We start from the raw sequence: 14,211 nt of genomic DNA on the forward strand, positions 1-14,211 counted from the left end.
GTTGGCGAAGCGACACCAAGTGCGCGAAGACTGGGGGCGAGCAACATTTCTATGCCTCGTTCCCCGCCACGATGCTCATCACCGCCATGCGCACGGCGATGCCGAAGGTCACCTGCGGAAGGATCACGCTCTGCTTGCCGTCGACCACGGCGGAGTCGATCTCCACGCCGCGGTTGATGGGGCCCGGGTGCATCACGATGGCGTCGGGCTTGGCCAGCTGCAGCTTTTCCTGCGTGAGGCCGAAGGTCTTGAAGAACTCCTGCGACGAGGGCAGCAGCGCGCCGCTCATGCGTTCGTTCTGCAGGCGCAGCATGATGACCACGTCGCAGTCCTTGATGCCCTCTTCGAGCGTGTGGCACACGCGCACGCCCATGCCGGCCATGTCGCCGGGCACCAGAGTCTTCGGGCCGACCACGCGCACCTCGGCGCAGCCCAGCGTGGTGAGCGCGTGGATGTCGGAGCGCGCCACACGCGAATGCAGCACGTCGCCGACGATGGCGACCGTGAGATTCGAGAAATCCTTCTTGTAGTGGCGGATCGTGTACATGTCGAGCAGCCCCTGCGTCGGGTGCGCGTGGCGGCCGTCGCCGGCGTTCACCACGTGCACGTGCGGCGCCACATGCTGCGCGATCAGGTAGGGCGCGCCCGACTCGCTGTGGCGCACCACGAACAGGTCGGCGGCCATGGCGCTCAGGTTGGCGATGGTGTCCAGCAGCGACTCGCCCTTGGTGGCCGAGGAGCGCGCAATGTCGAGGTTGATCACGTCGGCGCTCAGGCGCTTGGCGGCGATCTCGAAGGTGGTGCGCGTGCGCGTGCTGTTCTCGAAGAACAGGTTGAACACGCTCTTGCCGCGCAGCAGCGGCACCTTCTTCACCTCGCGGTCGCTCACGCTCGTGAAGTTGGCGGCCGTGTCGAGGATGTGCGTGACGATGTCCTTGGGCAGGCCCTCGATCGACAGCAGGTGGATCAGCTCGCCGTTCTTGTTGAGCTGGGGGTTTCGCTTGTAGAGCATTACTTGCTTTCCTCCAGCTTCAGGCTGAATGCGCCGTCGGCAGCGCGGGCCAGGGCCAACAGTTGGGAGTTCGGCAGCGTGAGCGTCGTCGCGGCAAAGTCGGCGGCCACGGGCAGTTCGCGGCCGCCACGGTCCACCAGCACCGCCAGGCGCACGCTGGCCGGGCGGCCGAAGTCGAACAGCTCGTTGAGCACCGCGCGGATGGTGCGGCCGGTGTAGAGCACGTCGTCGAGCAGCAGCACGTCGGCGCCGTTCACGTCGAAGGGCAGCGAGGTCTGCGCGCTGGCCGACAGGCCGCGGCGCGCGAAGTCGTCGCGGTGCATGGCCGAGGAGATGACGCCGGGCGCGCCGGGCAGGCCCAGGTCCTTCTGCAGCCGCTCGACCAGCCATGCGCCGCCGGAGGTGATGCCAACCAGCCTGGTGTCGAGGCGCATCAACGGCTTCACGCCGGCCAGCAGCTTCGTGTAGAGCGCTTCGGCATCGGGAATTGAACTCACGAAAGACTCCTTAGAAATTGCTCCAGGATGATGCAGGCCGATGCGGCATCGGCGTCGCGGGCGCCTGACGACAACGCCTCGGTCGTGCTGTAGCGCTCGTCGACTTCGAACACCTGGAGATTGAAACGGCCGCGCAGCTGGCGCGCGAACTTCTGCGCGCGGCGGGTGTTCTCGTGCGCGGCGCCGTCGGGGTGGTACGGCACGCCGATCACCAGCGCGTCGGGCTGCCATTCCTTGATGCGCGCCTCGACCTGCGCGAAGCGGGCGTCGCCCTCGGCCTTGATGGTCGGCTGGGGCGTGGCGGTGCGCAGCAGCCGGTTGCCGCTGGCCACGCCCGTGCGCTTGAGGCCGAAATCGAAGGCCAGGAAGCTCTGGAAATGGACGGGAACAGGAACGGAAGAAGAAGCGGTGGGAGCGGGAGCGTCCGGCATGGCGGCTGGGCTCAAGCGTGTCCGGCGTCGGGCGAGAGCTTCCAGGCCTCCAGGCCCAGCAGCATCAGCGCCTTGTCGTAGCGCTGCTCGATCGGGGTGTCGAAGATCACGGCCGGGTCGGCGCCCACGGTGAGCCAGCTGTTCTCGGCCAGCTCGGATTCGAGCTGCCCTTCGCCCCAGGCCGCGTAGCCCAGGGAAACCAGCACCTTGCGCGGGCCCGCGCCGGTGGCCAGGGCCTCCAGCACGTCCTTGGAGGTAGTCATCTCGAGCCCGCCGGGGATGGTCATGGTCGAGGCGTAGACGGATTCCTCGGGCTTCTCGGCCTGGGTGAAGACCGGCTCGTGCAGCACGAAGCCGCGCTCGGTCTGTACCGGGCCGCCCTGGAAGACGGGGGCTTCGCCCAGTTCGGGGCGGGCCAGGTGCAGCTCGATCTTCTCGAAGAGCACCTTGAGGTTGATGTCGCTGGGTTTGTTGATCACCAGGCCGAGCGCGCCGCGCTCGCTGTGTTCGCAGAGGTACACGACGCTGCGGTTGAAAGTTTTGTCTTCCATCCCGGGCATCGCTATCAAAAAGTGATGCGTGAGGTTCATCGGGGCAGAATCGGCGGCCATATGCCCCCGATTTTACTGGCCGTCGACAAGACCTATCCCAAAGGGCTCATGTGGTTCCGCCGCGACCTGCGCGTGGACGACAACGCCGCCCTCTACCGTGCGCTTCGGGCCTGCCGGCAGGTGCTGTGCGTGTTCGTGTTCGACAAGGCGATCCTGGACGCCCTGCCCACGGTCGACCGCCGGGTGGAGTTCATCCGCGAATCGCTGGTGGAGCTCGAGGCCGGGCTGCGCGCCCTGGGTGGCGGGCTGATCGTGCGGCACGCAGTGGCGGCGCAGGAGATCCCGGCGCTGGCCCGCGAACTGGGTGTGCAGGCGGTGTTCGCCAACCGCGACGACGAGCCCGACGCGCTGGAGCGCGACGCCAAGGTCTTCGGCGCCCTGGCCAACGCGGGCGTGACCTTCCACACCTACAAGGACTCGACCGTCTTCGACCGCGACGAGGTCATGACCAAGACCGGCCAGCCCTACACGGTGTTCACGCCCTACAAGCGGGCCTGGCTGGCCAAGCTCGACTCCTTCTTCCTCAAGCCGTACCCGGTACGCAACCACGCCGATGCGCTCGCCCCCTCGCCCCAGGCCTACGGCGAGCCGGTGCCCGCGCTGCGCGAGATCGGCTTCGAGAAGAGCAACCTGTCGACGCTGGAGATCCCCACCGGCACCAGCGGCGCCGGCAAGCTCTTCGAGGACTTCTTCGAGCGCATCGACCGCTACGACCAGGCACGCGACTTCCCCGCCGTGCGCGGCCCCAGCTACATGGGCATCCACCTGCGCTTCGGCACGGTGTCGATCCGGCAGATGGCGAGCCTGTCGCACCAGCTCTCGCTGCAGGGCAACACGGGCGCGGCGACCTGGCTGAGCGAGCTGATCTGGCGGGAGTTCTATTTCCAGATCCTGGCGCACTTCCCGCACGTGCACAAAGGCGGCGAGTCCAAGAGCTTCCGCCCCGAGTACGACAAGATCCAGTGGCACCACGGCAAGCACGCCGACCAGCTCTTCGACGCCTGGTGCAACGGCCGCACCGGCTATCCGCTGGTGGACGCCGCCATGCTGCAGATCAACCAGAGCGGCTACATGCACAACCGCCTGCGCATGGTGGCCGCGAGCTTCCTGTGCAAGGACCTGGGGCTGGACTGGCGCCGCGGCGAGGCCTACTTCGCGCTGCACCTCAACGACTTCGAGCTGGCCTCGAACAACGGCGGCTGGCAGTGGGCCAGCTCCAGCGGCTGCGACGCCCAGCCCTACTTCCGCATCTTCAACCCGGTGACCCAGAGCGAGCGCTTCGACCCCGAGGGCAAGTTCATCCGCCGCTACCTGCCGCAGCTCGCGGGACTGTCGAACACGGCGATCCACGCGCCCTGGCTGGCCTCGCCGGTAGAGCTCGAAGCCGCCGGCATCAAGCTCGGCGAAAACTATCCGAAGCCGGTGGTCGACCACGCCGAGGCCCGCGAGAAGACGCTGCAGCGCTACGGCGTGGCGCGCGCGAAGGCGCTGCAGAAATAGGAAGCGCAGGAACCGGAAAAGAAAAAGGGCCACATGGGCCCTTTTTCGATGGAGCGGCAGGCCAGGCGCGTCAGGCCGCGACCGCCAGCGCCGACTCGCTCGTGTACGCACGCACCAGGCGCAGCAGTTCCTCTTCCGAGTACGGCTTGCCGAGGTAGTGGTTCACGCCCAGCGTGCGCGCGTAGTCGCGGTGCTTCTCGGCGATGCGCGAGGTGATCATGATGATCGGCAGTTCGGCCAGGGCCGCGTCGGCGCGGATGTTGCGGGCCAGGTCGAAGCCGTCCATGCGCGGCATCTCGATGTCCGACAGCACCACCGCCGGGCGCTCCTGCTGCAGCCGCTCCAGCGCCTGCAGGCCGTCGGCCGCGAGCGACACCCGATAGCCTTCGCGCTGCAGCAGGCGCTGCGTGACGCGGCGCACGGTGATGGAGTCGTCCACCACCAGCACCAGCGGAATCTGCGGCACCGCCGGGGCCAGCGTCTGCAACGGCTCCTGCGGCGCGCCCTGGTCGGCCACGGCGGCCGAGGCCTGCACCGCGGGCGCCGCGAGCGCGGCGGCCTGGCGCTCGCGCGCCTGTTCGCCGTGCACCGCCGCCAGCGCCACCGGGTTGTAGATCAGCGCCACCGCGCCCGAGGCCAGCACCGAGATGCCGGCCAGTCCGGGCAGCCGCGCCAGCTGCGGGCCGAGGTTCTTCACCACGACTTCCTGGTTGCCCAGAACTTCGTCCACGTGCAGGGCCACGCGCTGCGCCGCGCTTCGCACGACCACGATGGTGTTGTTCTTGGCCAGGCCCTGTCCGCTGCGGGTGGAAGCCTGCAGCAGCGCGCCGGTCCAGTAGAACGGCACCTGCTCGCTGCCGAAGGGGTGGCTGTTGTGCAGGTAGGCGGCCTCGAGGTCGGCCGCGCCCACGCGCTGCACCAGTTCCACCAGGTTCGACGGCACGCCGATGGACACCTCGCCCGCGCGCAGCATCACCACGTGCGTCACGGCGGTGGTCAGCGGCAGCACCAGCTTGAAGATGGTGCCCTGGCCCGGCGTGCTGTGCGTCTCGATGCGGCCGCCGAGCGCGGCGATCTGCGCGCGCACCACGTCCATGCCGATGCCGCGGCCGGCGAGTTCGGAAACCTGCCCCGCCGTCGAGAAGCCGGGCTTGAAGATCAGCTCGGTGGCCTCCTCGGGCGTGAGCTCCTGGTCGGCGCCCAGCAGGCCCAGCGTGCGGGCACGCTCGGCGATGCGCTTGTGGTCGAGGCCGGCGCCGTCGTCGCGGAAGCTCACCGACACGTCGTTGCCCTCGTGGTGCAGGTCGATGACGATCAGGCCGCTGGCGTCCTTGCCGGCCTTCTCGCGCACCGCCGCATCCTCGATGCCGTGGGCCACGCAGTTGCGCAGCAGGTGCTCGAAGGCGGGCGTCATCCGGTCGAGCACGCCGCGGTCCATTTCGATGGAGCCGCCGACGATGTCCAGGCGCACCTGCTTGCCGGTGTCCTTCGAAGCCTGGCGCACCACGCGATAGAGGCGGTCGGAGATGCCCTCGAACTCCACCATTCGCGTGCGCAGCAGGCCGCGCTGCAGTTCGCGTGTCTGGCGCGCCTGCACGCTGAGGTCGTCTTCCGTCGCCTGCACCGTCTTCTGCAGGGTGCGCTGCACGGTGGCCACGTCGTTCACCGACTCGGCCATCATGCGCGTGAGCTCCTGCACGCGGGTGAAGCGGTCGAACTCCAGCGGGTCGAAGCTCTGCTGCGAGTCCTTGGCCTGTGCGAGGCGCGACTGCATCTGGCTTTCGGCCTGCACCTCGATGTCGCGCAGCTGCTGGCGCAGGCGGTCCAGGTTGCCCGTGAGATCGGACAGCGAGCCGCGCAGTTGGCCGAGTTCGGCCTCCAGGCGCGAACGCGTGATGATGACCTCGCCGGTCTGCGCGACCAGGCGGTCGAGCAGCTGGGTGCGGATGCGCACGGCCTGGCCGGTCGCGGCGCGCAGCGGTGCCACCAGGGCGGCCGGCGCGGGGCGCGGCTGCAGCGTGGCGGGTGCCGCGTCGGTTGCCGTTGCCGCCGGCGCCGTTTCGGCGGCGGGCTCGTCGTCGAGGCTCGCCGCGGGCGCGACGGTTTCGTCGTTCGCCGGCACGCCGGCTTCGGGCGCCTGGGAAGCGACGGCGACGGGCGCCGCCGAAGTGGCCGCGGCCACGATCTGGGCCAGCTCGACCTGCGTGGCGTCGTCGGCCGCGCGCAGCGCGTCGAAGGTGGCCTGCAGGGTGTCGAGGCGGGCCAGCAGCTTCTCGATGTCGGCCCGCTCGGCGCCCTGGGAACCCAGGACTTCGATCTCGGACTCCATGCGGTGCGCGCGCTCGCCCAGGCGCATGGCGCCGGCCAGCCGCGCGCTGCCCTTGAGCGTGTGCAGCGTGCGCAGCACCGAGGCGCGCGGCGCGCTGTCGTCGGGGTGGTGCGCCCACTGGCGCAGCGCTTCGCCGAGCTGGGGCAGCAGTTCGGCCGCCTCTTCCTCGAAGATGGGGAACAGGTCGACGTCGACCGCGTCGGCCAGGTCGATGGCGTCTTCGGAGTCGTCCAGCGCCACGTCGGCGACGGGCTCGCTGACCACCACCTGCGGCAGCGGCCGGGCTTCGGCGCGCATGGCGGCTTCGGTGGGCATCGGCGAATTGGCGATGTCGCGCAGCGCCTGCAGCGTGCCTTCGGCGGGATCGCGCAGCAGGCCGACCGCGAACTGGTGCAGCAGGCGGCGCAGCTCGTCGGCCGCGGCCACCAGCACCATGCCCTGCTCGCGGGTGCCGCTGCCCTGCATCTGCAGGTGCTGCAGCGCGGCCTCGAACAGGCGGGCCATGCCCGAAAGGCTGTGGAAGCCGACGGTGGCGGAGCTGCCGGCCAGCGAATGGGCCAGCGCGACGGTCGAGTCGGACAGGCGCTTATGCGACTCGAGCGCCCATTCGCCCACGTCGGTGGCGAGCTGGCGGGACCATTCGTCGGCCTCGTTGAGGTAGACGTTGTAGAGCTGGATGCCGATGCGCAGCGGGCCGATCACCTTGACCTGGTCCTCGGCGCTTTCCTGCGGCGCCGCGGCGGGTGCCGCGGCCACGACCGGCTCGGGAGCGGCGTCGGCGACGAGGATCTGCGCTTCCTCGGGCTCGGCGGGTGCCTCGAAGATGGGCGCGACCACTTCCTCGGCGGCCACCGGGGCGGGTTCGGGTTCGGGTTCGGGTTCGGGTTCAGCTTCGGCAGCCGGCTGCGGCGCGGCCTCGGCGACCGGCTCTTCCAAATGCAGCGCATGCAGCGGCTCGGGCGCGGCCTCGACCGTCTCCGGTTCCACGGCGGGCTCGATGACGGGTTCGGCGGCGGCCTGCACGGGCAGCGGCTCGGGCTCCCATTGCAGGTCGGGCAGGCCGGCCGTGGTGGGCACGGAGCTGACGATGGATTCGGGTTCGGCAGCGGGAGCCAGCGGTTCGGCGGGCTCCGACTTCAGTTCCACGACGGCCGGCGTCCTGGCGGGCGGCGCCAGGAAGTCGAACATCTCGCCGCTCGGCAGCACCAGCGGCGGCGGGGGTTCGTCGGTCTGCTTGGCCTCGAAGTCGATGAAGTCGGTCGAGGCGAAATCGTCGTCGGCCTCGGGCGTCGCGGGGGCCTTCGCGGGCTCCGGCTCCTGCCAGGCCAGGGTTTCGAACGGGGCTTCGGGAACCGCGGGAGCTTCCGGAGCTGCGGCGGCAGGTGCCGGCGCGAGGGCTTCGGCCGTCAGGGACAGGTCCGGCAGGTCGGGCAGCTGGAGCGGGGGCAGCTCCGCCGCCACGGGGGCCGCAACCTCGAGGGGTGCAGGCTCAGGCGTAGAAACGGGCGGCTCGGCCGCGATGTGGCGCGCGGCCACCGCGAGGGCTTCGGCATCGGCCACGCGCACCGGCGGGGGCACGGGCTCGCCCGCCAGCAGTGCGTTGGCCACGCGGCTGAACGGGGCGGACTTCCAGCCATGGGCGGAACCCGAGGCGATGGCCTCGACCCACTCGCCGAACTCCTTCATCGTGCGTTCGGTGCCTGCCAGCAGTTCGGGCGTGGCGGCGCGCTGGTCGGCCAGCCAGGTGTTGAGCACCTGTTCGAGCGACCAGGCGGCATCGCCGAACTCGGTGAGGCCGACCATGCGCGAGCTGCCCTTGAGCGTGTGGAAGGCGCGGCGCAGGATCGTGAGTTCCTCGGTGTCGTCCGGGTAGCTGGCGAGTTCCTCGATGGCGGCCAAGCCGTTCTGCACGACCTCGCGAGCCTCCTCGAGGAAGATGTTCTGCAGGTCGTCTTCTTCGAGCTCGGTGACTTCGGTGTCGGGCAGCGCGGCCGGACCGGAGATCTTGTGGGTCCAGCTGTCGGCCTTGCTGCTGAACTCCTCGATCGGCGAGGGCTTGGCCTTGGGCGCGGCGAGCGCCGCGAGCTTCGAGGCGATCTGGGCGTCGACTTCCTCGATGCTGAGCACCGGAGCGGCCGGTGCCTGGCTGGGCGCGGCACCCTCGCCGGCGGTGGCGTCGGCGGCCTGGCGGCCCATCAGCGGCTTGAGTTCGCCGGCGTCGGCGTCGAACACGAACAGGCGCTTGGCCAGCGCCGGCTGGTAGCCCAGCATGTCGATCAGGAAGCCGAGCGCACCGAGGTTGTTGCCCAGCGCGTCGAAGCCGGCCATTTCCTCGGCCGGCGAGGTGCTGACGAGCATCGCCTCGACGTCCTCGCGCATGCGCTGCACGGTGAGGGCGGCCTGGTCGAGGCCGAGCACGGAGAACACGCCGCGCATCTGCAGGAGTTGCGTCGGCACGGTGCGCAGCAGGCCCTTTTCGGCGGGGCGGCGGAAATACTGGTCGAGCGACTTCTCGAGTTCGGCCAGGTGGCTGCGCAGCTCGTCGACCACGGTGCCCATGGTCTGGCGGTCGCTCACGCGGCGGTAGAGGTCCTCCATCCACGGCTCGAGCGGCTCGGAATGGCCGCCGGCGCGCACGCGCTCGATGCGGCCCGCCAGCTGCAGCGTGCGGGCGGTGAGCTGCGGATCGCTCGGGTCGAGGTCTTCGAGGGCGGCTTCCAGGTAGAGCACCGAGGTGGCGACTTCCATCGCGAGCTCGGTGCCCGGCGCCTGGCCGGAACGCACGGAAGCCTCGACCGCGTGGGTCAGGGCCTGCACCATCGGCAGGCTCGGCGGATGCAGTTTCTGCAGCGATTCGCCCAGCTGCGCGAAGGTGTCGGCCACCTGGCGCGTGCGGGTGATGTCGCCGCCCGAGAGCGCCGACCACATTTCCTTGGCGGTCTCGATGCGCTTGCGCGCCTGCTGCAGCACCAGCGGATCGAAGCGGCCGAACTGCTCGACGTTGTAGTCGACGTACTGTTCGCTGGCGATGCCCCAGGCGAGGCGCACGGTGCGCAGCGTGGCGGCGTCGTCGCCTGCCGCGGGCACGGCCTGCGCACAGAAGAAGAGCAGATCCTGGCCCAGGCGGTCGGACACGACGCTGTCGCCGCGCGCGAGCGTCGCGTACTGCAGCAGCACGCGCGAGGCGGCGCGCTTGACGTAGGCGTCGGGCGTGATCAGCCCGGTGGCCAGGGCCTCGAAGAAGCCGGCGGCCAGCGTCCAGAAGCTCGCGACGCGGGGCAGCAGCGCGCCGCGGCCGAGGCCCAGGCACAGCGCGTGCAGCCGGCGCGCGGCCTGCGTGTCGCCGCTCTTGATGAGCTGCAGCACCTCGCGGTCGAGCCGCGAGCGCACGGACGGGTCGTAGGCGATGGCCGCCTGCGTGAGCGCCGGCTTGATCTCGACCCAGCGCCAGGCGGTGCTCCAGAGGTCGGCCGGATGCACGCGCTCGTTGCCGACGAGCTCCAGCACGTCACGGTATTGGGGAAAGAGCGCCACCGACGAGACCGGCTTGCCGGCCAGCAGCGCGCCGAGGAAGTCGGTGACGGCGAAGCCGGCACGCTCGATCTTGTTCACTGCCGCTTCGGTGCAGCGCTGCGGCTCGGCGATGAAGCCCTGCACCGCGAACTCGATGGCGCCCAGCACCAGCGCGGGCGAGGAATGCCCCACCATCTGGAGCGCGCCGACGGCCTGGTGCAGCTGCTGGCGGGCCATCTGCAGCGGGCCGGCCTCGGGCTCGCTCGCGGCGTCCACTTCGCGCACGAAGCGCCGCAACGACTTGCCTACACCGTCGAGGGATTTCTGGATTTCTCCCAGCACCCAGGCCAGCGGCCCGAGGTCTTCGGTGACCGGCGCGTTGCCGGCGTGAGGGGCCGTGGCAGGGGTTTGAATCGACACGTTGGATGCTCGCCGTTTCTTTTGACTGTCAGTTTTTCAATGGGCGCAAAGCGCCCCTAATGCAGGAGGCCGTCGCAGCCGCTTCAGGGAACACCGCGCAACCGGCTTCGCCGGGCCGCAGGTGTTGCCCCCGGAAGGGGGTTGCCGAAGCGACACGAAGTGCGCGAAGGCCGGGGGAGAGCTTCATCACGCAATCTTGAAACGGGCCACGGAACGGCGCAGTTCTTCGGCCATCTGCGAGAGTTCGCGCACCTGCTGTGCCGTGGTACGCGTACCTTCTCCGGTCTGTTCCGTCACCGCGAAGATGTGCTGGATGTTCGCGGCCACCACGTTCGCCGAATCGGCTTCGCGGGAGGCGGATTGCGAAATCTGCTCGATCAGGTCGGCGAGTCGGCGCGACACGCGGTCGATCTCGGACAGCGCGGTACCCGCGTTGTCGGACAGCTTGGCCCCTTCGACCACACCCTGCGTGGAACGCTCCATGGCGCCCACCGCGTCCTGCGTGTCGGTCTGAATCGCCTTCACCAGCGCCGAGATCTGGCGCGTGGCGTCCGCGGAGCGTTCGGCCAGTCGCTGAACTTCTTCCGCCACCACCGAGAAGCCTCGGCCGGCTTCACCGGCGGACGCTGCCTGGATGGCTGCGTTCAGGGCCAGCACGTTCGTCTGTTCGGTAATGTCCGAGATCAGTTCGGTGATTTCACCGATCTCCTGCGACGATTCGCCCAGGCGCTTGATCCGCTTGGAGGTTTCCTGGATCTGGTCGCGGATGGAGTTCATACCGCCGATGGCGTTCTGCACGGCCTGCAGACCCGACGATGCGGCTTGCAGCGACTGGCGCGCCACAGTGGCGGACTCTTGCGCCTGGGTGGACACGCCGTTGATTCGCTCCGCCATGGTCAGCACCGACTGGCCGGTTTCGCGAATCTCGCGCAGCTGTTCGGTGGAAGCCGCCAGCAGTTCAGTCGAGGTGCTTTCCACCTGCGACGTCGTCTGCGCCACGCGGGTTGCCGTGTTCTGCACGTTGCCCACCAGCAGCCGCAGTTCTTCCACCGTGTAGTTCACCGAGTCGGCGATGGCGCCGGTGATGTCCTCGGTCACGGTCGCTTCCTGCGTCAGGTCGCCTTCGGCCACTGTCTGCAGTTCGTTCATCAGGCGAAGAATGGCGGCCTGGTTGGCGTTGTTCACGCGGCTGGCCTCGTCGGAAGCCTGTTCGGCGGCCAGACGCTCGCGTTCGGCGATGGCGGCGCGTTCGCGGCCTTCGCGCACCTGCACGAAACCGATGGCGCCTGCGAGTGCCAGGGCGGCCAGCGACAGCACGAACAGCAGCACGATGGTGCCGGCGCCCAGGCCGGTGCGGGCGGAGAGCTTTTCCTGCAGGTCGCCCAGTGACTTACGCAGCGGCTCGCTGTCGGTCAGGATGGATGCCTGCGCTTCGCGCGCCGCCACCAGGCCCTGCAGGTTGCCCAGAATGGCCGAAGCCTGCGTGCGCATCTGTTCGTAGGTCTTCAGGATGGCCTCGAGCTGCTGGCGCGTCTGCGGGTCCTTCGAGCCGGGGAATCGCTGCTGCGCATTGCCGTCGAGCAGGCCGCGGGTGGTTTCCTGGAAGGTGTTCAGGTCCTTGCCCAGCAGGAACACGGCGTCGGGGTTCACGCCCTCGACCGTGAAGAACTCGTTGGTCGACTTGCCGATGCGCTGCGTCAGCATCACGAGCTGGCCGGCGGCCGAGATCTCGGGCAGCGTGGCGTTCTGCTGCATCTTCAGCGATGCGACGGTTTCCGTCATCTCGAGCAGCGTGGACGACTGCTGGTTGATGTCGCGCAAGGCGGCGCCCACCTGCGTCAGGATCTGGCGCTGGGCCAGCACGGCCTTGGCGCTGGCCTCGGCGCGGGTGACGAGCGGATTGATCTTGCCCATCTCCTCGTCGTACTGGTTGCCGACGGCTTCCAGGCGCAGGGAGTCGTCGCCGTTGGTCAGGCCGTGCACGCGGCGCGAGAGGTCGTCGGCGGCGTCCTTCACTTCGACGAAGGCCGAGGGGCTGCCCACGAGGGCCTGCGAGATCGACTTGGCGAGGCGCTGCGACTGCATCAGCGACTGGCCGGTGGCCGCCACCTGCTGCGCGAGGCGTTCGGCGCGAAGAATGGAGGAGCCGGCGACCAGCAGCAGCAACAGCACCACGACCGCCAGCAGGATGGCCAGGATACGCTGCTGCTTCGCGGGGCTGGAGCCCGCACGGCCGCCGGTGGCGTCGGGCAGGGCCTCGACGTCCGCCGCGCCGGGCTCGTTGGCGGCATCTCCGCCGCCGGGCAGGTCGACATCGCCGAAGCTGGTGTCGGGCGCGGCGCCCTTCTTTGCGAGGCGCACGGTCTTTTCGTCCGGAACCTGGACGGTGTCGACATCGTCGATCGATATCGAACCGGAGCCATCGACGCGGGCCTTGTCGTTGCCGTTGGTCACGGGCAGTAATTTCTTGAACTTGTCGGCGATCGAGCTCACGGTCGGTCCTTCAGGTGGTTTCCGGTACGGCGTGCGGGGGCACTGCTACGCACCAATACTCAAAAACTGGGGTTGCTGCGAAAGCGCCTGCAGGTTGACTTCCTGCCAGCGCTCCCCCGCTGCATCGGTAAACAGATGCCCGTGCCAGGCAGGTGCTTCTGCGCCAGGAGGTTCGGACGCCGTGAAGGCCTCCGCCCCCCGCAACCCCGCCAGTCGATCGACCAGCAATGCGCAGTTGACTTCGAGCAGCTCGTTGAAAGCAACGAGCCGCGACTGGATGCGCGCCGCCTCGGTGGCGGCCAGCGCGGTAGGAACGCCGGTGGCGAACGCCGAAAGCTGCACGACGCCGTAGAGGCCGCCGCGCAGGTTGGCGACGCCGAGGAACCACGGCTCCGTGTAGGGCACGGGCTGCGGCGGCGTCCAGGGAAAGATCTCGCCGGCGTGTCCCAGCGGAAAGAGGTATTTGCCCTCGCCCGCCTCGACCGCCAGCCACGTGGCGGCCACGCCCGTCGTGCGAGCGGCCTGCAGCCGGCTCGCCAGCCGGGACTGGAAGGCTCTCAGAGCATCGCGATTCGCCATGGACTCGGCAGGCTTTCGCTCAGTTCAGCGCGCTGATCTTGGACATCAGGTCGGCTGCGTTGACCGGCTTCACGATGTAGTCGCGCGCGCCCTGGCGCATGCCCCAGACGCGGTCGGTCTCCTGGTTCTTGCTGGTGCACAGGATGATCGGGATGGCGGCGTACTTCGGGTCGCGGGCGATGGCGCGCGTGAGCTGGAAGCCGTTCTGGCCGGGCATGACCACGTCCATGAGGATCAGGTCGGGGTGCTCTTCCTCGAGGCGGCGCATGGCGTCGTCGGCGTTTTCGGCCGTCTTGACGGCAAAGCCGTTCTTCTGGAGGAGGTCGGTCAGGAACACCAGTTCCGTCTTGGAGTCGTCGACGACGAGGATTTTGCGAATAGGCATTACTGCACTTCCTGTTGAACGGTGCCAAACTGCTGCACGGCCTGCAGCAGCTGGTCTTTGGTGAAAGGCTTGGTCAGGTAGTCTTGCGATCCGACCATTCGGCCGCGCGCCTTGTCGAATACACCGTCTTTCGACGACAGCATGACGACCGGGACGTTGGAAAAGTGGGCGTTGCGCTTGATGATGGCGCAGGTCTGGTAGCCGTCCAGGCGCGGCATGAGGATGTCGCAGAAAATCAGATGCGGCTTGTGGTCGTTAACCTTGGAGAGCGCGTCGAAGCCGTCTTCCGCGAGAAGAACCTCGTGCCCACCCTGCTTCAAAAAAATCTCGGCACTGCGCCGGATGGTGTTGCTGTCGTCAATGACCAGCACTTTGTAACCAGATCCATTCGGGCCCATTGCAAACGCTCCTGCTCATGAGACTCGGAAGCCCGCCGCGCCG

At 68.9% G+C, this 14,211-nt stretch carries 10 protein-coding genes; 1 reads left to right on the plus strand and 9 read right to left on the minus strand.

Features of this window, described 5'->3' with window-relative positions:
- Positions 1–49: 49 nt before the first annotated feature.
- From FHT32_RS04610 to FHT32_RS04625, 4 genes are read right to left on the minus strand one after another with little or no spacing between them, the layout of a single operon-like run.
- Positions 50–1,012 (minus strand): aspartate carbamoyltransferase catalytic subunit, encoded by a 963-nt coding sequence (locus FHT32_RS04610; protein WP_019656265.1) that lies wholly within the window; start codon positions 1,010–1,012, stop codon positions 50–52.
- Positions 1,012–1,509 (minus strand): bifunctional pyr operon transcriptional regulator/uracil phosphoribosyltransferase PyrR, encoded by a 498-nt coding sequence (pyrR, locus tag FHT32_RS04615; RefSeq protein ID WP_176663429.1) that lies wholly within the window; start codon positions 1,507–1,509, stop codon positions 1,012–1,014. Before pyrR ends, FHT32_RS04610 begins: the two co-directional genes overlap by 1 nt.
- Positions 1,506–1,940 (minus strand): Holliday junction resolvase RuvX, encoded by a 435-nt coding sequence (gene ruvX, locus FHT32_RS04620; protein WP_176663430.1) that lies wholly within the window; start codon positions 1,938–1,940, stop codon positions 1,506–1,508. The genes pyrR and ruvX overlap by 4 nt, the downstream gene beginning before the upstream one ends.
- 11 nt (positions 1,941–1,951) lie before the next feature.
- Positions 1,952–2,551, minus strand: a complete 600-nt coding sequence (locus FHT32_RS04625; RefSeq protein WP_093205621.1) for a YqgE/AlgH family protein — start codon at positions 2,549–2,551, stop codon at positions 1,952–1,954.
- On the opposite strand from FHT32_RS04625, the gene FHT32_RS04630 reads away from it, so the two are divergent.
- Positions 2,552–4,051, plus strand: coding sequence for a deoxyribodipyrimidine photo-lyase (locus FHT32_RS04630; protein WP_176663431.1), 1,500 nt, complete (start codon positions 2,552–2,554; stop codon positions 4,049–4,051).
- A 70-nt stretch (positions 4,052–4,121) separates the two neighbouring features.
- Here the strand turns inward: FHT32_RS04630 and FHT32_RS04635 are convergent, their stop codons facing one another.
- The 5 genes from FHT32_RS04635 to FHT32_RS04655 all read right to left on the minus strand — a co-directional run bounded on the left by FHT32_RS04635 (position 4,122) and on the right by FHT32_RS04655 (position 14,168).
- Positions 4,122–10,313 carry an Hpt domain-containing protein gene (locus FHT32_RS04635; RefSeq protein WP_176663432.1) on the minus strand — a complete coding sequence of 2,064 codons (6,192 nt, stop codon included), beginning with the start codon at positions 10,311–10,313 and terminating at the stop codon, positions 4,122–4,124.
- A 186-nt stretch (positions 10,314–10,499) separates the two neighbouring features.
- The gene (locus FHT32_RS04640; protein ID WP_176663433.1) at positions 10,500–12,806 is read right to left on the minus strand and encodes a methyl-accepting chemotaxis protein; all 2,307 of its coding nucleotides are present in this window, start codon (positions 12,804–12,806) and stop codon (positions 10,500–10,502) included.
- A gap of 45 nt (positions 12,807–12,851) precedes the next feature.
- Entirely contained in the window at positions 12,852–13,385 is a 534-nt protein-coding gene (locus FHT32_RS04645; protein ID WP_176663434.1) for a chemotaxis protein CheW, read from the minus strand.
- A gap of 19 nt (positions 13,386–13,404) precedes the next feature.
- Positions 13,405–13,770, minus strand: a complete 366-nt coding sequence (locus tag FHT32_RS04650) for a response regulator transcription factor (protein WP_081271090.1) — start codon at positions 13,768–13,770, stop codon at positions 13,405–13,407.
- Positions 13,770–14,168 carry a PleD family two-component system response regulator gene (locus tag FHT32_RS04655; protein WP_093205631.1) on the minus strand — a complete coding sequence of 133 codons (399 nt, stop codon included), beginning with the start codon at positions 14,166–14,168 and terminating at the stop codon, positions 13,770–13,772. Before FHT32_RS04655 ends, FHT32_RS04650 begins: the two co-directional genes overlap by 1 nt.
- Between the last annotated feature and the right edge of the window lie 43 nt (positions 14,169–14,211).

It is taken from the genome of Variovorax sp. SG517 (assembly GCF_013376045.1).
Taxonomy (GTDB): domain Bacteria; phylum Pseudomonadota; class Gammaproteobacteria; order Burkholderiales; family Burkholderiaceae_C; genus Variovorax.

Excerpts from the sequence above, each read along its gene's own strand:
- FHT32_RS04610 (WP_019656265.1), bottom strand. The coding sequence starts at position 1,012 with ATGCTCTACAAGCGAAACCCCCAGCTCAACAAGAACGGCGAGCTGATC.
- ruvX (WP_176663430.1), bottom strand. The coding sequence starts at position 1,940 with ATGCCGGACGCTCCCGCTCCCACCGCTTCTTCTTCCGTTCCTGTTCCC.
- FHT32_RS04625 (WP_093205621.1), bottom strand. The coding sequence starts at position 2,551 with ATGGCCGCCGATTCTGCCCCGATGAACCTCACGCATCACTTTTTGATA.
- FHT32_RS04630 (WP_176663431.1), top strand. The coding sequence starts at position 2,552 with ATGCCCCCGATTTTACTGGCCGTCGACAAGACCTATCCCAAAGGGCTC.
- FHT32_RS04645 (WP_176663434.1), bottom strand. The coding sequence starts at position 13,385 with ATGGCGAATCGCGATGCTCTGAGAGCCTTCCAGTCCCGGCTGGCGAGC.
- FHT32_RS04650 (WP_081271090.1), bottom strand. The coding sequence starts at position 13,770 with ATGCCTATTCGCAAAATCCTCGTCGTCGACGACTCCAAGACGGAACTG.
- FHT32_RS04655 (WP_093205631.1), bottom strand. The coding sequence starts at position 14,168 with ATGGGCCCGAATGGATCTGGTTACAAAGTGCTGGTCATTGACGACAGC.